Below are 25,915 nucleotides of genomic sequence, written 5' to 3'. Positions count from 1 at the left end.
CAGCCTCAAATACTGAGCACTCGCTCTGAAATCTTTACTGCGTTAGGGAATCTTTTCCAATTAGTTTTACTTTATCTTTTACGCGTTACACTTGATTTTAATATTAACCTATTGAAAATTCTGGCTAAAAGCTTTTGTGGCACCTTGGCTTTTTAGTTGCACCATCTTTAGACCAAACGGATTAAGGAGAGTGACAATGAGTGAGACAATCAATACCTACAACCCTGCTACAGGTGAAAAGATCGATCATTATCATTTGATGTCAGCTGAGGACGCAGAGCAAGCCGTAACACGCTCACAAGAAGCTTACTTGAACTGGCGCCGTACATCATTTGAAACCCGCGCCGATTTGCTAAACAACCTTGCTGACTTAATGGAAGAACGCATTGATGACCTTGCAAGCTTAATGACCCGAGAAATGGGGAAAGTAACGGCGCAGGGTAAGCAAGAAGTGCAATTATGTGCACAAATATGTCGTTATACCGCCGAGCATGGTGCATCAATGCTAGAAGATGAGCACCGTATCTTCGAAGGTGGTCGCGCTATTATTACCTATCAACCCATTGGCGTTATCTTAGGTATTCAGCCTTGGAATTTCCCGCTATACCAAGTTATTCGCTACAGTGTGTCGAACATTATGGCGGGTAACACAACGGTACTTAAACACGCGCAGAATGTATTTGGTATGGCCCAGGCTATTCAACAAATGTATGAAGATGCGGGTTTCCCGAAAAATGTTTATCAGTCGCTGCTTATAGACGGCAGTACGGCCAGTGACTTAATAAAACACAAATATGTTCGTGGCGTAACTTTTACCGGTAGTGATGAAGTTGGTAAACAGGTAGCAAAAGAAGCCGCCAGTTTATCGAAGAAAACCGTAATGGAGTTGGGTAGTAACGACGCCTTTGTGGTACTTGAAGATGCAGATATCGATAATGCGGTAGAGATGTGTATTCAAGGTCGTGTGATCAATAACGGCGAAACTTGTGTTGCTGCGAAGCGCTTTGTTGTAGTCGATAGCGTATATGATGAATTTAGAGATAAATTCGTCGCGAAGTGTAAAAAACTTAAAGTGGGCGACCCCACCGATGAGAATACCGATTTAGGCCCAATGGCGAGAGAAGATTTACGTGATGAGCTTCATGAGCAAGTGAAAAAGTCGCTAGATGCCGGTGCATCGTTAACGTTAGGTGGCGAGATCCCAGATTCGGATGGGTACTTCTACCCGGTAACGGTACTTGAAGACGTCTCCTCTGGTATGCCTGCATACGATGACGAACTGTTCGGTCCCGTAGCCTCATTAATACGCGCCCGTGATGATAAGCAAGCCATGGAGGTAGCGAACGATTCTCGCTATGGTTTAGGCGGCGGTATTTTTAGTACAGATACTGACAAAGCGGTAGAACTTGCTAAAGACGAGTTCGATACGGGCATGGTAAATATCAACGGCTACTCGTTAGCCCAGCCTAACCTACCCTTTGGTGGCGTAAAAGATAGCGGCTATGGTCGTGAGCACGGTGGATATGGTATGCGTGAGTTCGTAAACATTAAAACCATTATGGTAGCGGAGAAGGCTGCTGAATAGTCATTAGCTATTTAATATCGTTAATTAAAAACGGGCACGTATTACGTGCCCGTTTTTTTATTTAGGCTAAATAAGCTAGAATTTGGCGCTAGCTGTATCGGGTGACACTGCACGTGTCTGGCGCCTTTTGTGTTGTTACTTGCTATTGAGGCGCAAAAGGTAGCGGAATAGGCGTACCGTTAACGCTGGCTTTGCCATCTTTAAGCACTAATTTTGTCTCGTAACCATTCTCGGTTTCTTTTATCAAGCCTTGCTGAGCAAAGGTGCTTAAAACCATTGGGGTTTGCTGCTCGACAGCGGCTTCAAGCTCTTCTGCCGACATATTTTGCGCTTGCGGCGTTGCCATTAACTGCCCCATCATGTAGCCAGACGCTACGCTTTGCGCAAAGGCTTTGTCGGCGGTTACTTGTGCATCGGCCAGTAAGTGTGTTACCCAATAAGCCACATCTTCCATCGTACCTGGCAGCGCATCAATACCAACTAACTTGGTATTTGCGTAGGCGTTAAACGAGCCTTCAGGTAAGGTTGCTTTAAGCTTGGTAATGTTAAGCTCAGGCTCTGCTTTAAGCTGAGTAAGCAAGTTAGCCTCAATAAATTCCATCATTTTGGGCGGGGACTTCTTCTGAGGGCACGAGCAGTGATGTATTGCTAAAATCTTGGTAAGCTTTGATGAAATCAACGTCTAAGTTATTTAGGGCAACACCTAACACCATGTCAGAGGCTTCAAGGTCGGGCCCCGTTACCTTATCAATAGCGTATTCCACGTAAACATTGGCTGTGTTGCTGTCTTCATCAATATCGGTGTCTGTTACAAGGGCAATATTCTCAAGCTTTACCGTTTCTCCTGCTTCAAGGCCGGTAACTTCCATATTTTCGATAAGTGCTTTGACTTTCGATTCAAACAGGTCGCCCTTGAAGGCCTCTACCATACTGCCGTCATAGCTTACATCCATGGATAAATTGGATAATTTCATCGAAAACTCATCAGCGTTGATGCTTAGCGATTCACCAAAAGACGTATATAACGTCTGGTCGCCATCAGGTGCAGCTTCACCCTTATAGCCAGAGAAAAGCAGGGTGAAACCTTCTTCCTCATTGGTTGCGCTAAGGGCTGGAATAACATCTGCGTAGCTGAGACCGCCAAATAGTCCAACCACGCCTTCATTGCGATAAATGGGTTGTTGCGCATCCCATTGAACGTACTCTCTTAATTTATCGCCATCAATAAACACCGTGTAGTGAACGCGGCCTAATCCTACACCGTCGCCAAAATATACAGGGCCGTGATGAGCAACCAAGGTAGCGGTAACGCTAGGGTTTTCTTCAATAGGCATTTCAGCTGCATCGACATTTTGTGCATTGACTAGCGCTTGAAAGTCGACAGCAAGTTTGATTTCTGCCGTTGTCGAAAACCAGCCTTTGTCGTACGAAAGTACTTCGGCCGAGTAGACGGCTTGTTCATTCATTTCGTTTACTGCTGCGTTGACATTCTCGTGAACGCTAGAGCCGATAAAATAGGGGGCAACACCAAGCGCAACTAAAGTAACACCTGCGCCGGCTAAAAGAGGTTTGTTCATTGTACAATCCTTTGTTCAGAAATAATCAATTTACATGGGGCCTGGGCCATAATCGGTTTATGGCCTAGACAATTTATCGTTGCTCTATAAGTTACGTTCGAGGAATCTGAAACGCAATAAAGCCACTGTTATTAGGCGTACCAAATAAGCGTGCCGCTTGATGAACTTCATTGGGCAAGCTCGCATCAGGCTTAAATTTACCGCTCACTCGAATGTTTTTCATGTTTGTCGGTATAACCGCATCCATAGATAAGCTTAGCAAATTAGGCTCGTTCACCATTATGCCAATATCTTCACCTTCACAACGAAGTGTCGCAGAGTAGGTTCCGAAATCAATGGGGCCTTGGGTACCGGCTACCGTTGCATTAAGCCAATCTCCCGTACCATCAAGCGATTCACACGCTGGACCAAAGGTTAGGTTATTAAGCGAAACCTTAAAGCGCCCCCCTGCGTTAACGGGCAGAGGTAAGCGAACCTGCGCAAGCACTCTGTCTACAGGAAGGTAAAGGGTAAAGTTTTCAGTATTAACCGTATTTTGGCTAAAAAGCCCGGTGGTAACAGGCCCTTCAAAGGCAATGTCGTTTTTATCGCGAATGTTACCTGCTTTGAGGTCTAGCTTAACTTTACCCAGTAACAGGTGTAGCGGATTAAGCTCCCATTTTACGTTATTAATTGGCAGGCTATTCACTACCACCGTCTGCGCTTTACCCGAAAATAAGCTGCCGCTGACCCCGCTAATAGAAACATTATTTGGCAGCGACAGTCGGCCAATCACTTGTACTGCAGGCATGTATGCGATGGCAAACAATAAAAAGGCGAGAATGCCGCCTATTATCCAACTAACTTTCGACTTCATGCTTTACCTAACTGTAGTCGGCGAATTTTGATATAGCCTGGGACATCTGCTTCGGCAATATCGGCTTGAAGAACAACTACGCCCATGTTTTCCATGGCTTTTAGCCAGTCTAAAACCGCGTTAAAAGGCGCTTGATCTACCCACACTTGAAGCTCATCACCCTGAGGCTGCATGCGTGAAATAGCAATGTCGTGCTGAGCGGTAGTGCGGTTTACCGCTTGGGGTAAAGAGCCAGAAAAGGCGCGTTTACTGCCCGTACTGCGGCGTAATTGCTGTGCGCGTGCACCGCTGTCTTTTACCCAAACTAAAAGCGACTGCTGGTTATCAAGCAGCTGTTTCTGTTTGTCTAAAGCAGTATTAAGTGGCGACCAAACAGCAAAATAGAACAGCGCAATCGCAATCATAACAGCGGAAATAAGCACCAGTTTTTGCTCACGTTCAGTGAGGGCTTTGTATTTTTCTAAAAGTGCGTTCACGACGTACTCCTTACTGACACTGTACCTACAACGCCGTTGTCACGGTTATTGATAGCACCTTGTTCAACCAGAAAGCCCGCGTTTTCGGCGCTGCGTTTAAACTGCTCTAATGCTTCAAAATTTTTACCTTGTGCCTGAATGCGAATTTCAGTGCGCGAGGCGTCGAAGCGCAAGGTTTGAGGCTTAACGTCTGTTGCTGTGAATGCTGGCGCAAGCTGATCTAGCATAATAAGCATAGAGGCATCACCGCCGCCCTGCTCTAGCTTTGCAAGCTCACTTTGTAGCTTTAATCGAACGTTGCGATAAGTGCCAATATTGGGGAAGCCTGCTTTTACCGCAGCATTTATTTCACTGCTAAGCGCTTGGTTTTCCGATTTTAGCTGATAAAGGGTAACGCCCTTATCAATAAGACTGGTACACAGTGCAAGTACCGCGAGCACTGCGGCTACACGCCACTGGCTTAGCACACCGCTGCGTTTGCGTTTAAGTTTGTACTCGCCTTGGCATAAGTTAAAGCTGCTTTGCATGGCTTCTTTAGCCAATACTTGCATGGGCAACTCAAGTGGTGCCTGTGCTTCTTCGATATTGGGCAAGCTACTTAAATCGATACCCGCGTAGTTTGTGATAGTCACCGGGGCTTCTTGCTGCGCAGTGAAATGCACAAGGGTTGGTAGTAACCACGCTTGCTCGCCCTGAACGCCTTTAAACTCATCTTGGCGAACCAGTAACTGCTCGCCTATTGTGAGTACCGACCAGCCATTAGGCGTTGCAGGAACGGCGAGAACGTCAGGAATAATGGTATCGCAGAAAAGACCAGCTTCGCTTAACCAAGCTTGCCATTGAAGCATCTTTTCGTGACTGACTATCGCCACCGCTTGCTCATCGCCACGCTTAGGGCCAATGGCAAAGAACTGTTGGCTAATGTCGGTAGCCAACTCGTCTTCAAGCATAAACGGGATAGCGCTGAGTATCTTACGACCCGCTTTAGGCGGTAGCTCTACCCATTTGAGCAATATGTCACTGCTAGGAGCTAAAGCAATAACGCTTCGCTGGCCTGCGCGTTCGGTTAGCGTAGATAAGTCTTCTGCACTTGGCAGTTCACCAGAAGCAATAATTTCATCTTCTGTTTTTGAATAAACCAGCCAGCTTATCGGATCGGTGTAGTTGGCGCCTAAACGCACCAATAATTGTTCCATTAATAGGTTCCCCCAAACTCGCGATTCACAACATTAACGCCGCTATCGGCGCTAGCGTGAAACACGGTGGAAAGCTTAAAGGTTGCTTTGTTGTATTGTGTTTTTGTATGCAACATAAAATATTCAGTTTTAACTGAAAACCAGTCTTGTCGAGAGCTTGTTAAATTCAGTGCCTGAATAGACGGTTCGCTTAAAAACGCGTTGGTATCGTCCCACCCATTTTGTGGGCGACTGCTTAGCAAACTTGCAGCTTGTTGAATATCAAGCCCTGTTAACCCTGCCAGCAGCGGTGCATCTTCTTCTTCTAACGTGTTAACGTTAATTTTTAACTCACTGTAATCTGGGATCACACACACTAAAGGCAGTAATGCGTTTAGCCATTCTGGTGACACTCCGTTAATAATACGCAATTCACTTTTTGATGCCAGTGGTCCGTTAGCTGCAAGGTATGGAAATTCTCTCGATTCATACTCGCTGTCTTCTGCCCCATACGGTCGCATGTTGTCGTCGTCATCCACCCAGTCGGCAAGACTGTCGCGTAGCGTGTCAGCGGTGTAGTTATCTAGTCCATCAACACTAAGTGATAGCAGCATAGTGTGAAAGGCTTCCATAGCCTCAGTGGTATTGCTCGAGGCGCTATTTGCGTTATTCGAAGCGCTACCCGATGTGATAGCGTTAAGATTAAAACAGGCCTGTAGGTCTTCTAAGTTTGCCGTTAGGCCGCCGTTTTCTAACGGATAGCTAAATTCCTGCGCCCAAGGTTGATCAATAGAAATGACCTCAGGGCTTTGTTCAACAAGAGATTGGATGGACTTTCTTGCAAACGCTTCTGCTCCCATGGCATACCAGTAGGCTTGATTATTGTCTTTTAAGTTCATGGTGCGCTGAACTTGAAGCTGCAGCCGCGTGCCCATTTCGGTAGCCAGCACGGCAACTAGCGCCACAATCATCAAAACGATCATTAGCGCCACACCCTGCTGCTTGCCCGGTGCATTACCAAGTTGCGGCTTTGCAATAGTTGAGCTCGCTTGTCTGTACTTTTTTAGCGGCGTGTTATTGTTTGTTATGCTCATGATGATTCACCCGTTGTTAAGGTGAATTCCCTGCGAATTTTGCCAAAGTCCTTGCTAACAAACTCCACCGCTACGGCGCGAGGAAGTGTTGAACCCTTGTAGCTCTCACTCCAAGAGATATCGTCATCCTCATCTAATGAACTGCTGTTCGAGGTGGCAAGAAACTCAACTTTTAAACTTTCTACGTCTTCTAGCAGCACCCGTACTTTGGGCTCGTAGCCAATAACATTGTCAACATAGTTACTGTATAAACGCTCTAGCTTGTTCTCTTTTAAGCGGTAAGCGACGTACTGTAAGGTACTTCTTGGGAGCATTAGCTGAGGGTTGTGCCAGCCTCCGCGCACAAAGCCAATGCCATCATCATCGCTGTCGTCTGTTTCGCCGCCCGCCATTACCACTTCTTGTTTTTCACCGTTAATTCTTACTGCGCGAGGCACTGCTTGTTGAAGGTCTCGTTCAATGGTGATCATGGCGCGCTGCAATAGTTGAAGCTTTGCAAAGCGCTCTTCTGAAATATCGTTACTGTCGATAACCGTGGTAAGTAAACCTGTTGATGCCAAGCCGATGAGGGTGAAAATGGCCATGGCTATCAGTATTTCAATAAGCGTAAAACCGCGCTGCATACTAATTTCCCGCCGTCGGCTTTGCGACAAAGGTCGTCACAGACGTTACGGAGCTGTCGTAGCTTTCGTCTTCGCCGACAGAAACGGTGACAGACCGTAAATCATTGTCATTGGTTTTAGTGACGGTTTGTTGCCAGTACCAGGTGCGATCGGCCATCTCCATGGTACCTTTCAAATTGTTCTTAGGCGGCCACGTAGTATCTAGCTGAAGTTGGTTTAAGCGGTTGCTTGCCACCCAGTTGGCGAAGGTCACCGACTCTATCTGCCCAACACTGGATAAATGCTCGCCTGCCGCTTTGAGTACGGCGGTGCCGGTAAGCGCAAAAATAAGTAGCGCCACCATCACTTCAAGCAGGGTTAATCCAGTTTGGTAGCGCGGGGCATAGGGTAAATTGCTGCTTTTATCCAGTGCAGGTTTGAAAAACGACCTTGTCAACGGTGTCTTTGCAGCTGCTTTGCGCTTAAAAATGGATGCCTTCATAACGGACGCTCCAGCGGCCCTTCAAGCACTAAAGGCGGTAGATCTTGGTTTTGAAGGCTATAATAGACGGGGTCGTCGCCATCATCACCTTCATAGTTAAACGACAGCGTAAAAGGGGTAATTTCGCCGCTCGACATAATGAGAATTTGTGGGGGAGGAAGCTTCTTTTCTTCTTCGTTGCCTATCTCAACGCCTTCGTCAGACACGCTTAAATTCTCGTCAAACAACTCACGGTCAAACAGTCGGTCTTCAACGTCCCACGGCAAGTCATCAAGGTTTAAGTTGAAGGTGAAGGGCTCGGGCAAGGTGTAGGGCTCATAGGTCTTTTCACCTTCTATGCGCTGCCACTGGTCATCGTCGTCTAAATAAACAAAATAATACTCATTTTTGTCCGCTTCAAAGCGTACACCAAGCTGCTGCTGATTTAACACTGCGAAGTCGCTGGCCATATCAACAATGACCTGCAGGCGCTGGGCTTGTGATTTAAGTAAGTCAGACTTACTCGCCCCAAAAGCGTTAAACATGACGTAGCCAGCGGCTAGACCCATTAGCAGCAGTACTAACATGACTTCTAAAAGGGTGAAGCCTATATTGTGTTTGTAGGTACTGCCGCTGCTTCGCATAAGAGTTAGTTCAAATACTCGTTGATATTCCAGTTACCAATATCATCATCAGTGCCTGGCTCACCGTCTGGACCGTTTGAGAAAATATCGACTACGCCAAGCTCTCCCGGGCTAATTAGCGCGTAAGGGTTGCCCCACGGATCTTCAGGTAAACGCTTGATAAAGCCGCCTTCAGGGTAGTTGCGTGGAATTGGGTCGATGGTAGGTGCGGTTACCAGGGCGTCTAAGCCTTGCTCAGTGGTTGGGAAACGGTTGTTGCGAAGCTTGTACATTTCAAGCGCACTTTCCATTTGCTGTATATCAACAGCGGCTTTTTTAAGCTGCGCTTCTTCTTGGTTACCCAAGATTTGCGGTGCAACCATAGAGGCCATAATACCGATGATTAGAAGTACGACCATGACTTCAATCAAACTGAAACCAGAACTGCGATTAAGTGTTTTCATTAAATATTCACCATGTTGTTCAATGCTAAAATTGGTTGCAATATTGCCATAACGATAAACAGAACAATGCCCGCCATCGATACAATAAGTAAGGGTTCAAATACCTTAAGTGAGACACCAATAAGCGCTTCAAATTCCCTATCTTGATTATCTGCGGCGCGAGCTAACATTTGCTGGAGCTCGCCCGACTTTTCACCTGACGCAATCATATGCATCATCATAGGTGGAAACATTTTTGTATTATCCAGCGCAGCCCGCAAACTGCTACCTTCTTTTACGTTAATAGCGGCGTCGGCTACTTGATTTTTAATATACTGATTTTCAAGGACATCGCCTGAAATACGCATAGCTTCAAGTAGCGGCACTGCGCTGGCACTTAATATACTTAACGTACGTGCAAAGCGGGCCGTGTTTAAACCGCGCGACACGCGGCCTATCAAAGGTAAGGTTAAAAGCGCTTTGTGATAGCGCAGCTTCATATGCTTTTGCTGCAATACGCGCTGTATAATAACAATAAGCACGCCTATGCCGATTAGCATGAACAACCCGTAGTTTTGAAGCCAAGTGCTCACTGAAATAAGGAATTGGGTAATACCCGGAAGGTCTTGCCCCATGTGGTCGAATTGCCCCACAATTTTTGGTACTACCACGGTTAAAAGCAGCAGTACGATACCCATTGCAAAGAACAGCATTAACGATGGATAAATCATCGCCTGAGTAATTTGGCTGCGGGTTTGCTGCCTGCGCTCGGTATAGTCGGCTAAGCGGTTAAGCACGGTATCAAGGTGGCCTGACTTTTCACCTGCCGCCACCATGGCGCGGTATAACTCGTCAAACACACTGGGAAACTGTCCTAGGGCATCAGCAAGCCCGTGACCTTCCACGACTTTACTGCGTACTGCCATCATCATGTTTTTCTGGCGGGGCTTTTCGCATTGTTCCGCAACGGCAAGCAAGGCTTCTTCAACCGGAAGGGCCGACTCTACAAGGGTAGCCATTTGCCGTGTAAGTAGCGCTAAATCGGAGGCTGAAATGCGTGGTTTAAACAGTGAAAATGAAAGGCCTTTGCCTTCGCTTTGTGTGCGCTCTGCAACTTGCTCTACTTCTAGAGGGATCAAACCCTTTTCGCGCAGCTGTTGACGCACCTGACGTGCATTATCACCTTCAAGTACGCCGTTTGTATTTTTACCGCGGGCATTAACCGCTTTATAAGCGAACGCCGCCATCTAGTCTTCCCTCGTTACTCGAAGCACTTCTTCAAGAGAGGTTTCACCGATAAGCACTTTACTACAGCCATCTTCACGGATGCTTGGGGTAGAGGTTCTGATGTAGCGCTCAATGGCTTGTTCGCCCACACCTTCGTGCATCATTTCACGCACTTTTTCATCAACTAAAAGCAATTCGTGAATACCCGTACGCCCGCGATAGCCGGTTTGGTTACACGCTGCACAGCCGTGAGGTTTGTAAATTGTAGTGCTGCTGGTGGCTCCTTGGCCTAATATTTCAAGTTCAGACGCATCTGGCGTATGCGGCTTTTTACAGTCTGGGCATAGCGTACGAACAAGTCGCTGTGACAGTACTGCCAATAAACTGGAAGATAAAAGGAAAGGCTCTATGCCCATGTCTTCTAAGCGAGTAATGGCGCCAGCGGCGGTGTTAGTATGCAGGGTAGAAAGCACTAAGTGACCGGTTAAACTGGCCTGAACGGCAATTTGCGCAGTCTCGATATCACGAATCTCACCGACCATGACAACATCGGGGTCTTGACGCAAAATTGCGCGAAGGCCTCGTGCAAAGGTCATGTCTACACGGGGGTTAACCTGCGTTTGTCCGATGCCTGGCAGGTCGAATTCGATAGGATCTTCTACCGTTAAAATATTCCTATCGCGGGAGTTTATCTCGGTAAGCCCTGCGTACAAGGTGGTACTTTTACCGGAACCGGTAGGGCCAGTAACCAAAATAATACCGTGTGGTTTTCGTATTAACGTCGAGAAATGGTTACGGTTTTGCAGCGTCATGCCCAAATCTTCTAGGTTCAAGCGGGCGTTGTTTTTGTCTAAAAGACGCAGTACCACACGTTCGCCGTGGCTAGAAGGCATCGTCGAAACACGAACGTCTACCGCTCGCCCGGCAATACGCAGTGTAATACGGCCATCCTGGGGGACGCGTTTTTCTGCAATATCTAGCTTGGCCATTACTTTTATACGCGATACCAGCATAGAGCTAAGCTTGCGATTGGGGCGCAAAATTTCCCGCAACACACCGTCTACCCGAAAGCGAACCACAAGCTGGTTTTCAAACGTTTCGATATGAATATCTGACGCGCCTTCTTTAATTGCCTCACCTAGCATGGCGTTAATAAGCTTGATAATAGGGGCGTCGTCTTCGCTATCTAGCAGGTCTTCAGTGTCGGGTAAGTCTTCTGCAAGGGCGAATAAGTCGCTTTCGTTGCCTAAGTCTTCCATTAACTGCTTCGCTGCAGAACTATCGCGCTGAAACGCGCTAGTCAGTAAGTTTTCAAATTCGTCAGCGGGTATAGTTTTCGGTATAAAAGGCTCGCCGTAGAAGCGACGCACTTCTGCAAACACGTCAAACGGCGTGTTTTCTGTAAAATACAGCACCGCTGGCGTTTCGTTGGTTTCAAGCAGCACCTGGTTGCGCTTAGCAAAGCTAAAAGAGAGCTGCTTAGGGCCGGCCTCTGCTTCAGGTACGCCGGCGTCATCACCCATGGCTTCTAGGGCTTCTTCTTGGGCCTCTAGTGCTTGAGTAAGTTGTTCATCCGCCATACTACTCGTTACCTTCTTTTTGCTTCTCTTTCTCAGTCAGGTACTCTTCAAACGACGGTGGAAGGGCTAATGCATCGTCCCACTGCGGCATGCTTGGCGTTTCAGCTGACGGCATTAACGATACACCCTCTTGCTGACGTTTAAGCTGGAGTGCGCGAATGTAGTTATATTTACGATGGCTAATGGCGTTCATGGTTGCACCGTCACGTACAATAGTTGGCTTTAAGAACACCATTAAGTTGCGCTTACGTTTGCTTGTAGACGTCGTCTTGAAAAGATGACCAAGAACAGGGATATCGCCTAAAAGTGGCACTTTAGACACACTTTCTTGTACGTCTTCGTCAATCAAGCCGCCTAGTACGATAGTGCCGCCATCGTCAACGATTACGGTAGTTTTGATTTCGCGTTTATTAATTGAGATATCTACCGAGGTTGCACCGCTAACGCTAGACACTTCTTGTTCAATAAGAAGCTGAACGGCATCGCCTTCGTTAATTTGCGGCGTAACTTTAAGTTTAATACCCACTTCTTGACGATCCACCGTTTGGAACGGGTTAGAGTTGTTCGAGCCGGTTGTCGTACCGGTAATAATCGGTACTTCCTGACCCACAATGAAAAACGCTTCCTCGTTATCCATGGTGGTGAGGTGAGGGGTAGCGAGAATATTTGAGTTGGTGTCGGTACTTACTGCCTGAACAACCGCGCCCCAACCGTTTTCGATAACGCCTGCGATAAGGCCATTAGCCCCGCCTAGCAAACTCGCCAATGCGGTGTAATCACCCTCGTCTGTGGTCTCTACCGTGACAACTTCACCATCGTCCGTGACATAGGCTTCAGTATCAGTGTCATCTTCAGCTTGCTTGAGCGCAACCGCTAGGCTGCCTACTGGTACTACGCCATTACTAAACTGTGTGCCGCCACCTGCTTCAGAGGCCCACTGAACACCTAACGTGGTACCATCGCCTTCAAACACTTCAACGATAATGGCTTCAACCTGTACCTGCGCGCGGCGAATATCAAGTTGACGTACAACCTCTTCTAACGAGCGCATCATATCGGGCTCTGCGGTGATAACGATAGCGTTAGAGTCTTCATGTGCATCAATACTGATTTCGCGGTTTGAGCTTGCTCGACGTGAGGTCGTACCGCTGCCTTGCTCTTCTGCCTGAATACTGGCCGATACACCCTGCAACACTTTAACCAGGTCTTCAGCTTTCGCGTAATTCAAAAACATAACGCGGGTATTGCCGTTAGACTCAAGCTCTTGGTCCATACGTTGAATCAAATTAATAAGGCGCTGACGGGCCTTAATGTCACCGCTGACGATGACAGAGTTTGTCCTGTCATCTGCTACAACGCGGGGCTCAGACTTCGCGCCGGTATTCGCTTTACCTTGTGACTTGTTGATACTTTCAATAATGCGCACCATTTCAGAGGCTGACGCATAGCGAAGCTTAACAATTTCAACTTCTTCATCACCTGCACGGTCAACGCGCTCAATAATTTCTACAAGGCGGTTAACTACGGCAGCGCGGCCAGTTAGCATCATAACGTTAGAAGGGTCGTGACTTACCACATTTCCGCCGCCCGCCTGGTCGTTTAATTGACGCAAAATAGGGGCAAGTTCACGTACCGGCACGTTATAAACTGGAACCACGCGAGTAATGAACTCATCACCGTCTTGCTTGGCGCCTTCGACAACCGGAATGTTTGATGTTTTCGCATCCTTAGAACGTACCACTTTCAAAATGCCGCTGGGCATTTCTACAACGGCAAAGTCGTAAACCTGAAGTACGTTTAGGAAAAATTGATAGTACTGATCTTCATTGAGCATATCGTAGCTGCGTACGCTAATTTTGCCGCGTACGTTGGGGTCCACAATAATAGTGCGCTCAAGATTTTTACCAACGATATTGATGAATTCATTGATGTCAGTATCTTTGAAATTAGGCATGTACTCAGCCGCGGTCACCGAGAAACACAGAAGCGCTGTACACATTGCTGTGCCTAAGCGAGATAATAGTTTTTGGCTAGTGCGCCTTTTCATTCTAACTTCCTTCATTTCCTAACTTGTCGATGGCTGGTTTGCGTTGCAATTTTTAATGCCTACCTGATGACAAATGAGCCGTTACCGTTTTAGTTGTTGTTACGCCTCGGGTAAATCTAGGTATAGCGTGGTTAAACTGCCATCTCGAATAATCGTTAATTCTATATTTTGTGCATTGCGTAGCTCAGACAGTGCCTCTTGCGATTGCTGCAAGTCGGTAAGGTCTAGCCCGTTAATTTGTGTAATGACATCGCCAGCTTCAAGACCTGCCGATTTAAACAGTTCAGGCTCTTTTCCTGGGCTCACCTGGTAACCAATAAGTTGGCCTTCTTCTGTTTTTGGCGATATTGAAATAAAGTCAGTAAAGCTTGCTGGGCGTTCTCTTAGTGCCGCAGTGGCCTCTATCGCTTCTTCGCTTAGTTCAACGGTATCGTCTTCATATTCATCTTCTTGAGGTGCAGGGCGCTGTCTTGCCTGCATTTCACGGCGCCTGTTGGCTTCGTCATAATCAATGCCGTCTAACATTAGGGTTTCGTTTCTCACCCCATTTTTAATGATTACACGGTCGTTATACACCTTTTGCAACGTGGCGTTGGTGCCCTCAATTTTTTCGCCTAAACCGTATACCGCTTGGCTGCCGCGGTTTTCTATAATAGCGGTGCCTGCTTCTTGGTCTGAACTTGCCACCACCCCTGTTAGCGTTAAGTTTAAGCGTGTTTCTGGTGCGTCAGTCACCTCCGCTACGGGCTCGGCTGGCTTTGCTGCCGCATTACCAAATAAATTCAGCTGTTGTATTTTGGCAATGTTGACCCCATTTTTGCCTGATGACGAAGAAATAACTGGAGCACGGCTTATTGTGGGTGTCGCAGATAGCTGAGGTTCGGGTATAATTCGCCACACAAATTTGGCAGCGAATGCAATTAAATACAGGCTAAGCAGAACCACTACGATGGTATGTAGCTGTTTTTGATGCTGGCTTAGATAAACAATCAGAGATTGTGGGTTGGGTCTATTAAATGTCATGCTGCCACTGATGGTACTGCTTTATTATAATATAGTGAATTTTTGGTTAACCGTGCTTTAGCAAACCCATAATAGCCTAGTAAAGGTGAGGGTCACAACACTAAAGCTACACCATTACGAAATTATTACATGAGCCAATCGGAAAGCAACAATACAACACAAAACGTCAGGCTGGACAAGTGGCTATGGGCTGCAAGGTTTTTTAAAACCCGAGCCATTGCTAGAGACATGGTGCAGTCGGGAAAGGTCCAGTACAACGGGCAGCGAACCAAGCCTGGTAAACATGTAGAGCTTGGTGCCATGATTAAAGTTCCCGCAGGGTGGGATAATCGTGAAATAAAGGTGCTAGGCTTAAGTGACAAGCGCTTGAGTGCGCCTTTGGCACAAGCACTTTTCGAAGAAACGGCTGAAAGTGTAACAAAACGTGAAGAAAACCAAGCTGCCCGTAAATTGAGCGCATTTCACAGCCCTAAACCAGATCATAGACCTGATAAAAAGCAGCGACGACAGATTATTAAATTTAAGCAGCAATAGTGAGCTGCGCAACAGGATTATTTATGAGTGATTTCGATAAATTACACCGCTTCTTATTTACACAAGCTAACGTTCGCGGCGAATTAGTTCGCCTAGATGAGAGCTTAAAGAACATTGTGCACAGCTATGAATACCCTGTGCAAATTCAAACGTTACTGAGTGAAATGGCGGCAGCGACGTCACTGTTAACGGCAACGCTTAAATTTAAAGGTGAGATTTCACTTCAAATTCAAAGCAAAGGCCCGGTAAGTTATGCAGTGTTAAATGCCACTCACGAGCAAACACTGCGCGGTGTAGCACGTTGGGACGAAACACTTGAAACCCTACCTGACACGTTTTCTGAACTATTGACCCAAGCCGTTTTGGTTATCACCATTACCCCAGATGAAGGCGAGCGCTATCAGGGCGTTGTGGCATTAGATAAGCCATCTTTAGCTGAGTGTATCGAAGGTTACTTTGCACAGTCAGAACAGCTAGCAACCAGTGTTCACCTAATAACAGATATGAGCGACCCTAAAAATGCTAAAGCGTCGGGCGTGTTGCTACAAGTTCTACCTACCGATGCAAGCGCCACGGATGTATCGCAAGCCAATGAGTTTGCTCACATCTCAAAGCTTACCGAAACGCTGACCAAAGAAGAGATGTTTTCTTTGTCGGTTGAAGACATTTTGTATCGCCTTTACCACCAAGAAGACGTGGAAATGTACCCAGCAAAAGACGTAACCTTTGCGTGCTCATGTTCTAAAGAGCGAAGCGCAGAAGCGCTGCGTCATGTGGAAAAATCTGAACTGCACGCCATTATTGCCGAAGAAGGGGCGATAAAAATGAACTGTCAGTACTGCCATGCAGAGTACCGTTTCGACAGTATCGACGTTGAAGCTATTCATAACGGTAACTTCGACGTATCGTCATCAAACCAATAACCTCTATAGGTTAAAGCCTGCCAAGAAGGTAGCGGCTTTACGTCATAGATAAAAGCACCAACGGATGCGATAGCGCTGAACGTGGTGCTTTTTTGTTTCTCCTTGCTATGATTGAAAGCTTCAAGCATGGGCTTAACACTTAACATCTGGTTAAAAAGTACTCAGTAGTAAGTGTTTAACTTTTCACCACGGGCTCCCTTATTTAATTTTTTCTCCTTTTGAAAGTTTTCACTCTTTCTTTTAAAATTTTTTGCCCGCTTTTTATTTTGAAATTCATCGATCAATACGGTCTTACAAATCCATTATTTTACATTTTTAACGAAGGAAAAGGCTTTCCTTGTAATTAATTTACAATATTTATGAAATTGTAGACGAGTAAATAGTGAGTATGTGTTTTAAAAATGCCCTTCAAGCCTTGTTTACATTACACTCGAAGAGGTGATACTTTTTTGAAAGTGCTTTTGAAAAATTACATATAGGGTAACAGCCATGACCGCAGCAGCCTCAATTCAAACGGAACTGAAAGTAACGCCACTTACTGACCTGCCGAACGCAGAACTTATCGAACGCGCTGTATTGCGCGGCGAAGGCGTTCTCGATAAAAACGGTGCACTTGTTGTTGAAACCGGTAAGCGTACCGGTCGCTCTCCAAATGACCGATTTATCGTCAAAGAACCTTCGACAGAGAAGGATATTGATTGGGGCAAGGTAAATAAACCATTCGACGCTGACAAATTCGACGCGCTGTGGGATAGAGTGGAGGCTTATCTTTCTACTCAAGAACACTTTTTATCACACCTTCAAGTAGGTTCAGATCCTGAACATGCGTTATCACTTGAGGTAAGAACGCAAACCGCTTGGCAGCACGTTTTTGCCCGTAATCTATTTATTATTCCTGAAAAATGGAATGTTAAAGGCGATACGCCGTGGCAAATCTTAAACGTGCCAGGTTTCACTTGCGAACCAGAACGTGACGGTACAAACAGCGACGGCACAGTTATCATCAACTTCGCTAAAAAGCGTGTTTTGCTAGCTGGCATGCGTTACGCGGGTGAAATGAAAAAAGCGATGTTCTCAGTACAGAACTTCCTGCTTCCAGCTAAAGACGTGCTACCTATGCACTGTTCAGCCAACGTGGGTGAAGAAGGCGATGTGACCTTGTTCTTTGGTCTTTCAGGGACAGGTAAAACCACACTTTCAGCTGATCCTAAGCGTTTCTTAATTGGTGACGATGAGCATGGCTGGGCACCTGGTAGCGTATTTAATATTGAAGGCGGTTGCTACGCTAAATGTATTGACCTTTCTCAAAAGAACGAGCCGGTAATTTGGAACGCGATTAAGTTTGGCACTATTTTAGAAAACGTTGTGTTAGACGAGACACGCACGCCAGACTATACCGACACATCGTTAACGCAAAACTCGCGTGCAGCCTACCCGCTAGAGCACATTGAAAAGCGCGTAGCTGAAAACAGAGGCGGCGAGCCGCGCTCAGTCGTATTTTTAACCTGTGACGTAAGTGGTGTATTGCCTCCCGTTTCAGTATTAAGTGAAGAAGCGGCGGCGTATCACTTCCTAAGCGGTTACACAGCGAAAGTAGGCTCTACTGAAATTGGTTCTACAAGCGATATTGAATCAACCTTCTCAACCTGTTTTGGTGCGCCTTTTTTCCCGCGTCCAGCAGGGGTGTATGCAGAGCTTCTTATTAAGCGTGTTAAAGCGTTTGGCGCTAAGGTTTACTTAGTCAATACCGGTTGGACAGGCGGCCCTTACGGCACAGGTAGCCGTTTTGATATTCCTACTACCCGCGCCATTATCGATGCGATTGTGTCGGGTAATTTGGCCGATGTTGAAACTCAGCACATTGATGCGTTAAACCTTGATGTGCCTGTCGCCATTGAAGGCGTAGACAGCAATTTGCTTGTGCCGCAAAACACATGGGCAGACAAAGAAAAATACAACGAATACGCCGCTAACTTAGTTAACGACTTTAAACAGAACTTTGAAAAATACGACGTTAGCGACGCTATCGTTAAAGCCGGTCCGGGTAACTAAAACTCGGTTCGCCCCTTCCCAACGTTCATCACACTCAACGTGATTGATGTTTTGCCCGCACCGTGTTGCGGGCTTTTTTGTTTGCTGAACATTGCTACTTACCTTTGCATTAACATTTTTCACACAATGAATACGTATGTTTATTTATGTCGACACTGCCTGCCGTTATCATTTGGTTAACATAATAAGGTTTTCAGCGTGCGACGAAATTGCTTGATGCTGAAACGAAAAGAAAGGTTTTAGTATGTCGAAAAAGCACAAGCGTTCAGTTTTATCAGCCGTAGTTAGCGCAACCCTATCTCGCCGCTTATTGGCTACGTTACCGGCTCTCGCGTTGATATCAGGGAATGCGTTGGCCGTCGTTGAACAATTTTCTTTACAGGGCAACACGCTTTACATTGATACAGACACTAACGATTTTACGCTAACAGCATTAGGCAATAAGAGCTTTCAAGTCACTTACGTAACGGATAACAGCGGTAAACCCTATGAGAACCTGCCGTCTATGGCGTTACCAGAACATGTGGCGGCTAATGAACCAACCGTAGACGTATCTGATACACCTAATACCATTACGCTTACCTACGACAATGCTTCAGCGAGTATCGATAAACAAAGTCATGCAATAAGCTATTCGCTTAACGGTGAAGTGGTTACCAAAGAGCGGGACGGTCTTTCGATAAATAGCCACGGCGTGAGTTTATCGTTTGCTCTTAGTGATGATGAAAAGCTCTATGGCGGTGGTCAGCGTGTATTGGGCATGGATCGTCGCGGAAACGCCATGCCGCTTTATAACAAAGCGCATTATGGGTACACCACGTCATCGAACCAGATGTATTTTGGTCTGTCTGCGGTCATGTCATCGAAGCACTACAGTGTACTGTTTGATAACACGGCATCAGGTGAGCTTGATATGGGCAGCAGTACGCCCGACGAACTGTTGTTTTCTGCCAAAGGCGGGCGGGCCAGCTACATTATGGTGTTGGGTGAAAGCTTATCTGACACTGTGAAATCTACGGTTGCCATAACGGGCAAACAGCCACTGCCGCCACGCTGGCTACTGGGTAACTTCGCGTCACGATTTGGCTATAAATCCCAAGATGAAGTAATGAATGTTGTGGATGCATTTAACAAGCAAGATATTCCAGTGGATGCAGTGGTTCTGGATTTATATTGGTTTGGCAAAGACATAAAAGGACACATGGGGAACTTAAGTTGGGACACTGCCACGTTCCCTGAGCCTGAGAAGATGATTAGCGAGCTTCGAGAGCAAGACGTGAAAACCGTGCTTATTACCGAGCCATTTATTCTTACTACATCAAAGCAGTGGGACAGCGCGGTAGAAAATAACGCCCTTGCTCAAAATGATCAAGGTACGCCGTACACCTTTGACTTCTATTTTGGCAATACTGGTCTTGTTGATGTGTTCAGCGAAGCGGGCCAAGACTGGTTTTGGCAATATTATGAAAAGCTAGCTGCACAAGGCGTTGCCGGCTGGTGGGGAGACTTAGGAGAGCCGGAGGTTCATCCTGATGATATTCAACACGCTTGGAGCGAAGCAGGCCTTGGTAATCAGACGGTGAGCGGTACCGAAGTGCATAACGGCTATGGCCATCAGTGGGCGAAAACCGTGTATAACAATTTAACTGCGCTACAACCCGATACGCGCCCGTTCGTGCTGATGCGTTCAGGCTTTTTGGGCAGTCAACGGTACGGAATGGTGCCGTGGACAGGCGATGTGAGTCGAAGCTGGGGCGGGCTTAAACCGCAGGTAGAACTCGCACTTCAAATGAGTGTTTTTGGAATGGCGTATACCCATTCCGACTTAGGTGGGTTTGCTGGAGGCGAAACCTTTGATCCTGAGCTTTATACAAGATGGCTTCAGTTCGGTACCTTTTCACCGGTATTTAGGCCTCATGCCCAAGATAATATTGCGCCAGAACCGGTTTTTCACGACGACCCAGTAAAGTCTATTGCGCGTGAATTTATTCAGCTTCGCTATGACATGCTGCCCTATAACTATTCATTGGCTTTTGAAAACGCGCTATTCGGCACGCCGTTAATGCGCCCGCTTGCCATGGTATTTAATGAAAATAAGTGGTTCGAAAGCGCAAAAAGCTACATGTGGGGCGATGCCCTGTTAGTTTCACCTGTGACTCAGCCGAACCAACAGACATGGGCCGTTGAGTTGCCACCTGGCATTTGGTTCGACTTTTTCTCAAGTGCCAAGTATCAAGGAGGTAAAACGGTTGATTACCCACTAACTCAGGATAATTTTCCGGTTTGGGTAAAAGCGGGAAGCTTTATGCCTATGTCTGAGGGACTTTCGCGCACAGAACATTTTGATGCTCGGGAGCTAGAAATGCATTACTGGCACGACCATTCGGTGACCTCATCGTCTTACACCTATTATGAGGATGACGGCAAGAGCCCTAACTCTGTTGAAAAGGGCTTGTACACGACGTTGCAGCTTAACGCATCGGTAGATGAGAGCGCTGATCTCACCCTGACACTTGACAGTCAAGGTAGTTATATCGGTATGCCGCAGCAGCGAAATATAACCTACGTGGTTCACGGACTCCCTGAAAGGCCGCAGAAAGTATTGGTAGACGGGGCGCCTGCGCCTGCTACCTGGAGTGAGAAAGGGAAAACGCTTTCACTTGCATTTACGTGCGATTATCAGCAATCTGTAGAGATAGTGATCATGTAATAATAGCCGGTTCACTTTATGGTAAAGGGTACGGCGTGTGCGTGTACCCTTGAACATTAAAAAGATGTCTCTTCAACGATATCAACCATGGAGCTTTAATGAGCCGACTTCCCGCCACTATCGTCATTTTTGCCGGTTTTTTCCTAATAGGTAAGTTATTTCTTTTATGGGGAATACTACTACCTGATATAGCCGCCGATCTTCAGATGTCGGAACTCATCAGTGGCGCGCTTTTTCTCTCGTTTTTTCAGTAGGCATGATGTTAGGCGCAGTGATTGGAGGGAAGTACGCCAGTCGCTTTGAATACATGCCTTTATTGGCAGCATTATTAAGCATCAATACCGTGCTACTGCTTTTAGTGTCGGTGTTGTCGTCATGGCAGTGGTTTTTAGTATTGGCAGTATTAATAGGTGTGGTGAGTTCAACTATTTTTACTATAGGCCACACGCTTATCGCACGTATGTACGCTGAAAAGCGATTCACCATGATGGGCTTAATGGACTTTATGTTTAGCTTAGGTACCTTTGCAGCCTCGTTTTTTGTAACGCTGTTATATCTTGTCGAACACAACTGGCGCTTGCCAATCCAAGTACTCGCCGGTGTTATGATGATCTTATCTTGTTATACCTATATTGCGGCGCGCTCTCAGGCTAAAGTACTTAAAGGGCAACCGAAAGCGCCCAAAAAGACCCTGGCGTTTGGCGTCATTATCAAGCAGCCCGTGTTTATTTTTATGGCGCTACTTGCGTTTGGGTATGGTGCGGTAGAGTTTGGTAACGCGAACTGGTTTGTTAGCTATGCGCAAAACGGATTAGGGTTTAGCGGTGAGCAGTCTCGTAACTTATTGGCCTGTTTTACAGCGGGCATGGTGATTAGCCGCTTAACGTTTCCTTTTTTACTGCGCTTTGTATCTGTGCATCGCTTAATTGTTTTAATGGCGACGGCGTCTTTAGCCGGTGTGTTTACGCTTAAGCTTATGCCTAGTTTGTACGGCATAGGCGCGGGTAACCTTTTACTTGGGTTGGGGCTTGGCGGCTTGTTCCCGTTAATGTTATCTGCAGCAATGAATATCGATAGTGATAATGGGCCGGTCCTTTCCGGTATAGCTATTATTGGCAACTCAACAGGTGTACAGGTGGCGTCATTTTCTACTGGATTATGGGCAAACTTTGCGCCGCTTACCACGGCGTTTTGGGTTATTCCTATTGGCGGGTGTTTGCTGTGGTTAGCGTCTTACGGTTATAGTCGCAAAATTAAGTACCGCAACAGTCCAGCTTAACGCATAGGTTTGAAAATAAGTGGGCGACCAGGGCTTATTTTTTATCGGGTAGTTCCGCCAAATAGGGGAGGTAAAACTCAGCGACAAGGCCTTGTTGAGGATGGTTGCGTAAGGTGACTTCCCCGTCGTGGGCTTCAATAATACGTCTTATAATGGCAAGCCCTAACCCAGAACCGGACGAATTACGCGCCTTATCGCCTTGGGCAAACGGCATGAATACACCTGCTAATTCTTCATGTGGAATGCCCGGCCCGAAGTCACGTACTTTGCAATAAACCCGTTTCTCATGGCGGTTATAAAAGCTGCTAATCGCAATTTCATCAGACCCATATTTAAATGCATTCTCAATTAGATTATCTATTACCCGCTTCATTGCAATGCGTCTTAAGGGCAACGGGGGAATAGTATTGAGTTTCAGCTCAATATGGTGCTTGTCGTCAAGGTGTCTCGCTTGAACAAGCTCAGCAATAATGGTGTTTAAATCGGTTTCTTGGGTTACTTCTTCGGTGTCATAGCGGGCATAATCAATGAACTGATCGATGATAGCGTTCATGTCTTCAATGTCGTTTACAATGCCATCTTTTATCCAGTCCTGGTCTTCAGGCAGCATTTCAGAGGCAAGGCGAATTCGGGTAAGTGGGGTGCGCAAATCGTGTGAAATACCCGCCGTCATAATGTTTCTGTCGTTCTCTAGCTGCTTAATACCCTGATTCATGCGGTTGAACGCGCGGGTAACCTGAATCATTTCGGTGCTGCCTTGCTCGCGAAGCTGCGCCGGGTGTTCACCTTTACCCACGGAAATAGCTGCCTTTTGAAGGGCAGATAAGGGGCGGGTCATACGTCGTACAAACAGCCAGCCGCCGGCTACGCTTAATATACCAATTACCATTAAATACATGGTAAGCGGTGAAATATTGGCTTCGTTTAACCCTGAAATCGGTATTGAAATCCATGTATCTGGATATCGGTTTAAAGATATCCACACAATGTAAGGGGCGTTTTCGTCGCTGGCCTGTGTGGTAGTGCTAATGCGTACGTCAGCTAACTGACTAAGTTGTTCACTAACCTGAGATGATATATAGCCATAGTAAACGGCACTTTCTAACCCGTTTTGTTTAGCAACACTTTCATCGAAGACGTGCACCTGGGTTTTTTAGAAAATACCGGTCACGGGTTTCTTGGTTAGTGACGAGTAAGTCGTTGGCCAATACTGACTTAACTTGCGTCGCTAATAGGCTATTGATCTGTTGGTAACTAGGTTGAATAAAGTAATAGGTGACAGAGATGTAGGACACTATCTGATTAATGAGCAGAAGCACACCAATCAGCATAACGGTCTGGCCAAATGCACTTTTGGGAATTAAACGCATAGCTCACCGTTTCGTTGCGTCATAAGACAGCCTTTTCTAAAAAAAAGGCTTATCGTTGTAATTAAGCCTTTAACACCCGCTGCATCACGCATAAATACCTATACTTGCTCACCGTCTGGAACGAAGACATAGCCTAAGCCCCATACGGTTTGTATGTAGCGTGGGTTAGCAGGGTCTTCTTCTAGCATTCTACGCAAACGAGAAACCTGAACGTCAATGCTTCGCTCTAATGCACTGTAGTCACGGCCTCTAGCTAGGTTCATTAGCTTATCTCGCGAAAGCGGCTCGCGGGGGTGAGTCACCAGCGATTTTAATACGGCAAACTCGCCGCTAGTCAGGGTTAGCGGTTTATCGCCAGCGGTCATTTCGCGGGTGGCTAAATTAAGCTTATAGTCACCGAATTCGACTATTTGAACATCTTTTGAAGGCGCGCCGGGCGCTTCGCTGCTGCGTCTGCGCAACACCGCTTTAGCGCGCGCCAGCAGTTCACGAGGGTTAAAGGGCTTAGGTAAGTAATCGTCTGCGCCCATTTCAAGGCCGATAATGCGGTCTACTTCATCGCCCTTGGCGGTAAGCATAATAATAGGCATGTCGTTTTCTTGCTGGCGCAAGCGCCGACAAATAGACAGGCCATCTTCACCGGGCAGCATAAGGTCTAAAACCATAAGATGAAAATTCACTTCTCACGTTCTAGCAATCTGTCCATTTGCTCAGCGTTTGCCGCGCTGCGCACTTGATAATCTTGCTCTAGCAGATAACGCTCTAACAGGCTACGTAAGCGCATATCATCATCAACAACGAGAATTTTTGAGGTTTCCTGACCCATAGTCATACCTTTAGTTTTACTTTTGTTTCACTATAACCACTAGATGTGAAATACAAAAGCGAGAAAGCGGCAAAAGGGGCGGTATGTTTGTTACAAATAGTGTCTAAAGAAACACGTTCTTACTCCTTCGCTTAGAAGGCAAAGGCTGAAGCGTTAGTCAGCCCTTGTGCTCACAAGTGGTTTGACGTCAATTACAACGGCATTAAGACAATGTTAATCGAAGGACGCCACGTTAAGGGCTCTCGCTTGGCCAGAACCGTTAAGCGTGTCTAAATATAACTGTGTTATAGCCTCAGTGCCGCAATGAGACTGCTCGAAAAACTGATCGCTAACTTTGCTTGCAAAGCGCTGCCAGGCGTTGGCATATTTGGTCAAGAACTCATCGTGTCCCCATTCGCTTTGACGTAATTTCACCCGCGCCGGCGCAAAGAAGATCTCTGCATCTAGTAGCTTGGGGTTGGGTTTTTCTTGTGCTTTCCAATCGGTAGCGCCGATAAGCGTTACTGCGCTTAAGTTATCGCCAAGCTGTTTAGCGAGGTTATTGATAAGCGTGCCATTGGCAGCAAAGTCGAGTAGCCAATAGCGAGAATCGTGACCAAGTTCAGATAGGTCATCATAGCTATAAACCGCATCGTAGCATTCAGAGGCTTTTACCTTATCCACATTCGCTTTTGAGGTTAGCCCAACAACGCGGTAACTGGCTTTTCGTGGCGCTTTTTTATCTTTGAGAAGTTGCGCAGTTCCTAACGCTGTTTTACTTGAAGCGCTAGAAAGTAACAAGGTTTCATCGCGAGCCTTTTCGGCGACAAAGTCATCCAGAACGAACGACGTCATATAAAGTGGCCTGAAGTTAAGTTGCCATGCTTCACGGCTAGCGTCGTAGCCGGGGTCGGCAAAGCAGCGAAGGTATTGGTCGTAAACCGGGCTGATACTTTTGCGCTTTTCGTGTATATCTGAAAAACCGTGGGGTGCAACTTTACCGGCTTTTATTACCCAGTGACTTGCCATGGGCAAATAGCCAAATACTTTTTCACCTTCTTTGATTCCGCTATGACGAGACGCCTTCACAGTAGCAAAACCCCATACAGGCACAATACCAAAGCCAGTATCGCTGCTGTCATGACTATCTGTGGCGGGAAAGAACCCCCAATACCCCATTTTAAAGCCGAGTGCCGCATAGGTAATGTTATTGGCAGAAAAGCCAAAGCTGTCTGTTTCTAGCAATACCTCGTCTGGCTGTAAGTCACTAGTACTTAATTCCCGTTCGACGACTTTGGTATCGGCAAGGTCTTGCTGATTTATCCAAATTTGTTGGCTGTGTATTGTGGTCATTATTAAGGCCTGCTTTAGTGAAAAATAGCGAATTCAACAAAACTAGATTGGCGCAGGCTCAAAAGTATTACGACTTACGGTTTTAAATACATGCCTATAG

22 protein-coding genes and 2 pseudogenes are annotated in these 25,915 nt (G+C 46.5%); 6 read left to right on the top strand and 18 right to left on the bottom strand.

What is annotated here, in order from left to right; translation table 11 throughout:
* Nucleotides 1-196 precede the first annotated feature (196 nt).
* Entirely contained in the window at nucleotides 197-1,585 is a 1,389-nt protein-coding gene (locus tag ACX5J7_RS02895) for an NAD-dependent succinate-semialdehyde dehydrogenase (protein ID WP_015068471.1), read from the top strand.
* A 142-nt stretch (nucleotides 1,586-1,727) separates the two neighbouring features.
* On the opposite strand, the gene ACX5J7_RS02890 is transcribed toward ACX5J7_RS02895, so the two are convergent.
* From ACX5J7_RS02890 to gspC, 14 genes are all read right to left on the bottom strand, one after another.
* Nucleotides 1,728-2,189, bottom strand: a complete 462-nt coding sequence (locus ACX5J7_RS02890; protein ID WP_498706050.1) for a DUF945 family protein — start codon at nucleotides 2,187-2,189, stop codon at nucleotides 1,728-1,730.
* Nucleotides 2,173-3,162, bottom strand: a complete 990-nt coding sequence (locus tag ACX5J7_RS02885; RefSeq protein WP_498706049.1) for a DUF945 family protein — start codon at nucleotides 3,160-3,162, stop codon at nucleotides 2,173-2,175. Before ACX5J7_RS02885 ends, ACX5J7_RS02890 begins: the two co-directional genes overlap by 17 nt.
* A 91-nt stretch (nucleotides 3,163-3,253) precedes the next feature.
* Nucleotides 3,254-4,018: a type II secretion system protein N gene (locus ACX5J7_RS02880; RefSeq protein WP_498706048.1), complete on the bottom strand. Its 765-nt coding sequence runs from the start codon at nucleotides 4,016-4,018 to the stop codon at nucleotides 3,254-3,256.
* Nucleotides 4,015-4,494, bottom strand: a complete 480-nt coding sequence (locus ACX5J7_RS02875; RefSeq protein WP_498706046.1) for a type II secretion system protein M — start codon at nucleotides 4,492-4,494, stop codon at nucleotides 4,015-4,017. The genes ACX5J7_RS02880 and ACX5J7_RS02875 overlap by 4 nt, the downstream gene beginning before the upstream one ends.
* The gene (gspL, locus tag ACX5J7_RS02870; protein WP_278384659.1) at nucleotides 4,491-5,690 is read right to left on the bottom strand and encodes a type II secretion system protein GspL; all 1,200 of its coding nucleotides are present in this window, start codon (nucleotides 5,688-5,690) and stop codon (nucleotides 4,491-4,493) included. The genes ACX5J7_RS02875 and gspL overlap by 4 nt, the downstream gene beginning before the upstream one ends.
* Nucleotides 5,690-6,763, bottom strand: coding sequence for a type II secretion system minor pseudopilin GspK (gspK, locus tag ACX5J7_RS02865; protein ID WP_498706044.1), 1,074 nt, complete (start codon nucleotides 6,761-6,763; stop codon nucleotides 5,690-5,692). The genes gspL and gspK overlap by 1 nt, the downstream gene beginning before the upstream one ends.
* Nucleotides 6,760-7,386, bottom strand: a complete 627-nt coding sequence (gene gspJ, locus ACX5J7_RS02860) for a type II secretion system minor pseudopilin GspJ (protein ID WP_498706042.1) — start codon at nucleotides 7,384-7,386, stop codon at nucleotides 6,760-6,762. The genes gspK and gspJ overlap by 4 nt, the downstream gene beginning before the upstream one ends.
* Nucleotide 7,387: 1 nt before the next feature.
* Nucleotides 7,388-7,867: a type II secretion system minor pseudopilin GspI gene (gspI, locus tag ACX5J7_RS02855; protein WP_498706040.1), complete on the bottom strand. Its 480-nt coding sequence runs from the start codon at nucleotides 7,865-7,867 to the stop codon at nucleotides 7,388-7,390.
* Nucleotides 7,864-8,490 carry a type II secretion system minor pseudopilin GspH gene (gspH, locus tag ACX5J7_RS02850; protein ID WP_498706038.1) on the bottom strand — a complete coding sequence of 209 codons (627 nt, stop codon included), beginning with the start codon at nucleotides 8,488-8,490 and terminating at the stop codon, nucleotides 7,864-7,866. The genes gspI and gspH overlap by 4 nt, the downstream gene beginning before the upstream one ends.
* 5 nt (nucleotides 8,491-8,495) lie before the next feature.
* Nucleotides 8,496-8,933: a type II secretion system major pseudopilin GspG gene (gspG, locus tag ACX5J7_RS02845; protein ID WP_012520130.1), complete on the bottom strand. Its 438-nt coding sequence runs from the start codon at nucleotides 8,931-8,933 to the stop codon at nucleotides 8,496-8,498.
* The gene (gene gspF / locus ACX5J7_RS02840; protein ID WP_498706036.1) at nucleotides 8,933-10,159 is read right to left on the bottom strand and encodes a type II secretion system inner membrane protein GspF; all 1,227 of its coding nucleotides are present in this window, start codon (nucleotides 10,157-10,159) and stop codon (nucleotides 8,933-8,935) included. Before gspF ends, gspG begins: the two co-directional genes overlap by 1 nt.
* Nucleotides 10,160-11,719 (bottom strand): type II secretion system ATPase GspE, encoded by a 1,560-nt coding sequence (gene gspE, locus ACX5J7_RS02835; protein WP_020746846.1) that lies wholly within the window; start codon nucleotides 11,717-11,719, stop codon nucleotides 10,160-10,162.
* 1 nt (nucleotide 11,720) lies between these two features.
* Nucleotides 11,721-13,766 (bottom strand): type II secretion system secretin GspD, encoded by a 2,046-nt coding sequence (gspD, locus tag ACX5J7_RS02830; protein WP_024017238.1) that lies wholly within the window; start codon nucleotides 13,764-13,766, stop codon nucleotides 11,721-11,723.
* A 99-nt stretch (nucleotides 13,767-13,865) separates the two neighbouring features.
* Nucleotides 13,866-14,789, bottom strand: a complete 924-nt coding sequence (gene gspC / locus ACX5J7_RS02825) for a type II secretion system protein GspC (protein ID WP_498706035.1) — start codon at nucleotides 14,787-14,789, stop codon at nucleotides 13,866-13,868.
* A 129-nt stretch (nucleotides 14,790-14,918) separates the two neighbouring features.
* Between gspC and hslR the strand changes: the two genes are divergently transcribed.
* The 5 genes and pseudogenes from hslR (at nucleotide 14,919) to ACX5J7_RS02800 (ending at nucleotide 22,287) form a co-directional block, all read left to right on the top strand.
* The gene (gene hslR / locus ACX5J7_RS02820; protein ID WP_012520125.1) at nucleotides 14,919-15,323 is read left to right on the top strand and encodes a ribosome-associated heat shock protein Hsp15; all 405 of its coding nucleotides are present in this window, start codon (nucleotides 14,919-14,921) and stop codon (nucleotides 15,321-15,323) included.
* 23 nt (nucleotides 15,324-15,346) lie between these two features.
* On the top strand, nucleotides 15,347-16,246 hold the full coding sequence (hslO, locus tag ACX5J7_RS02815) for an Hsp33 family molecular chaperone HslO (protein WP_015068461.1): 900 nt from the start codon (nucleotides 15,347-15,349) through the stop codon (nucleotides 16,244-16,246).
* Between the two features lie 489 nt (nucleotides 16,247-16,735).
* Entirely contained in the window at nucleotides 16,736-18,298 is a 1,563-nt protein-coding gene (locus ACX5J7_RS02810; protein WP_071970305.1) for a phosphoenolpyruvate carboxykinase, read from the top strand.
* A 244-nt stretch (nucleotides 18,299-18,542) separates the two neighbouring features.
* The gene (locus ACX5J7_RS02805; RefSeq protein WP_498706034.1) at nucleotides 18,543-21,008 is read left to right on the top strand and encodes a TIM-barrel domain-containing protein; all 2,466 of its coding nucleotides are present in this window, start codon (nucleotides 18,543-18,545) and stop codon (nucleotides 21,006-21,008) included.
* 98 nt (nucleotides 21,009-21,106) lie between these two features.
* A pseudogene (locus ACX5J7_RS02800) lies at nucleotides 21,107-22,287 on the top strand (MFS transporter).
* A gap of 34 nt (nucleotides 22,288-22,321) precedes the next feature.
* On the opposite strand, the pseudogene envZ reads toward ACX5J7_RS02800, so the two are convergent.
* The 4 genes and pseudogenes from envZ to ACX5J7_RS02780 all read right to left on the bottom strand — a co-directional run bounded on the left by envZ (nucleotide 22,322) and on the right by ACX5J7_RS02780 (nucleotide 25,815).
* A pseudogene (envZ, locus tag ACX5J7_RS02795) lies at nucleotides 22,322-23,657 on the bottom strand (two-component system sensor histidine kinase EnvZ).
* A gap of 98 nt (nucleotides 23,658-23,755) precedes the next feature.
* Complete coding sequence (gene ompR / locus ACX5J7_RS02790; protein ID WP_498706033.1) at nucleotides 23,756-24,337, bottom strand: osmolarity response regulator transcription factor OmpR; 582 nt, start codon at nucleotides 24,335-24,337, stop codon at nucleotides 23,756-23,758.
* The gene (locus ACX5J7_RS02785; RefSeq protein WP_498706032.1) at nucleotides 24,334-24,483 is read right to left on the bottom strand and encodes a hypothetical protein; all 150 of its coding nucleotides are present in this window, start codon (nucleotides 24,481-24,483) and stop codon (nucleotides 24,334-24,336) included. The genes ompR and ACX5J7_RS02785 overlap by 4 nt, the downstream gene beginning before the upstream one ends.
* Before the next feature lie 213 nt (nucleotides 24,484-24,696).
* Nucleotides 24,697-25,815, bottom strand: coding sequence for a DUF2855 family protein (locus tag ACX5J7_RS02780; protein WP_012520117.1), 1,119 nt, complete (start codon nucleotides 25,813-25,815; stop codon nucleotides 24,697-24,699).
* Nucleotides 25,816-25,915: the final 100 nt, after the last annotated feature.

This window comes from Alteromonas infernus (assembly GCF_902705815.1).
The sequence above is the reverse complement of the archived record's forward strand: the minus strand, read 5'-3'. Positions and strand labels throughout refer to the sequence as shown.

What these genes read in the sequence shown, in the direction of transcription:
- hslO (WP_015068461.1), top strand. Translation starts at nt 15,347, where the DNA reads ATGAGTGATTTCGATAAATTACACCGCTTCTTATTTACACAAGCTAAC.
- gspH (WP_498706038.1), bottom strand. Translation starts at nt 8,490, where the DNA reads ATGCGAAGCAGCGGCAGTACCTACAAACACAATATAGGCTTCACCCTT.
- gspI (WP_498706040.1), bottom strand. Translation starts at nt 7,867, where the DNA reads ATGAAGGCATCCATTTTTAAGCGCAAAGCAGCTGCAAAGACACCGTTG.
- gspK (WP_498706044.1), bottom strand. Translation starts at nt 6,763, where the DNA reads ATGAGCATAACAAACAATAACACGCCGCTAAAAAAGTACAGACAAGCG.
- gspL (WP_278384659.1), bottom strand. Translation starts at nt 5,690, where the DNA reads ATGGAACAATTATTGGTGCGTTTAGGCGCCAACTACACCGATCCGATA.
- hslR (WP_012520125.1), top strand. Translation starts at nt 14,919, where the DNA reads ATGAGCCAATCGGAAAGCAACAATACAACACAAAACGTCAGGCTGGAC.
- ACX5J7_RS02780 (WP_012520117.1), bottom strand. Translation starts at nt 25,815, where the DNA reads ATGACCACAATACACAGCCAACAAATTTGGATAAATCAGCAAGACCTT.
- gspE (WP_020746846.1), bottom strand. Translation starts at nt 11,719, where the DNA reads ATGGCGGATGAACAACTTACTCAAGCACTAGAGGCCCAAGAAGAAGCC.
- ACX5J7_RS02885 (WP_498706049.1), bottom strand. Translation starts at nt 3,162, where the DNA reads ATGAACAAACCTCTTTTAGCCGGCGCAGGTGTTACTTTAGTTGCGCTT.
- ACX5J7_RS02810 (WP_071970305.1), top strand. Translation starts at nt 16,736, where the DNA reads ATGACCGCAGCAGCCTCAATTCAAACGGAACTGAAAGTAACGCCACTT.
- gspJ (WP_498706042.1), bottom strand. Translation starts at nt 7,386, where the DNA reads ATGCAGCGCGGTTTTACGCTTATTGAAATACTGATAGCCATGGCCATT.
- gspF (WP_498706036.1), bottom strand. Translation starts at nt 10,159, where the DNA reads ATGGCGGCGTTCGCTTATAAAGCGGTTAATGCCCGCGGTAAAAATACA.
- ACX5J7_RS02895 (WP_015068471.1), top strand. Translation starts at nt 197, where the DNA reads ATGAGTGAGACAATCAATACCTACAACCCTGCTACAGGTGAAAAGATC.
- ACX5J7_RS02805 (WP_498706034.1), top strand. Translation starts at nt 18,543, where the DNA reads ATGTCGAAAAAGCACAAGCGTTCAGTTTTATCAGCCGTAGTTAGCGCA.
- ACX5J7_RS02890 (WP_498706050.1), bottom strand. Translation starts at nt 2,189, where the DNA reads ATGATGGAATTTATTGAGGCTAACTTGCTTACTCAGCTTAAAGCAGAG.
- ACX5J7_RS02880 (WP_498706048.1), bottom strand. Translation starts at nt 4,018, where the DNA reads ATGAAGTCGAAAGTTAGTTGGATAATAGGCGGCATTCTCGCCTTTTTA.
- ACX5J7_RS02785 (WP_498706032.1), bottom strand. Translation starts at nt 24,483, where the DNA reads ATGGGTCAGGAAACCTCAAAAATTCTCGTTGTTGATGATGATATGCGC.
- gspC (WP_498706035.1), bottom strand. Translation starts at nt 14,789, where the DNA reads ATGACATTTAATAGACCCAACCCACAATCTCTGATTGTTTATCTAAGC.
- gspG (WP_012520130.1), bottom strand. Translation starts at nt 8,933, where the DNA reads ATGAAAACACTTAATCGCAGTTCTGGTTTCAGTTTGATTGAAGTCATG.
- gspD (WP_024017238.1), bottom strand. Translation starts at nt 13,766, where the DNA reads ATGAAAAGGCGCACTAGCCAAAAACTATTATCTCGCTTAGGCACAGCA.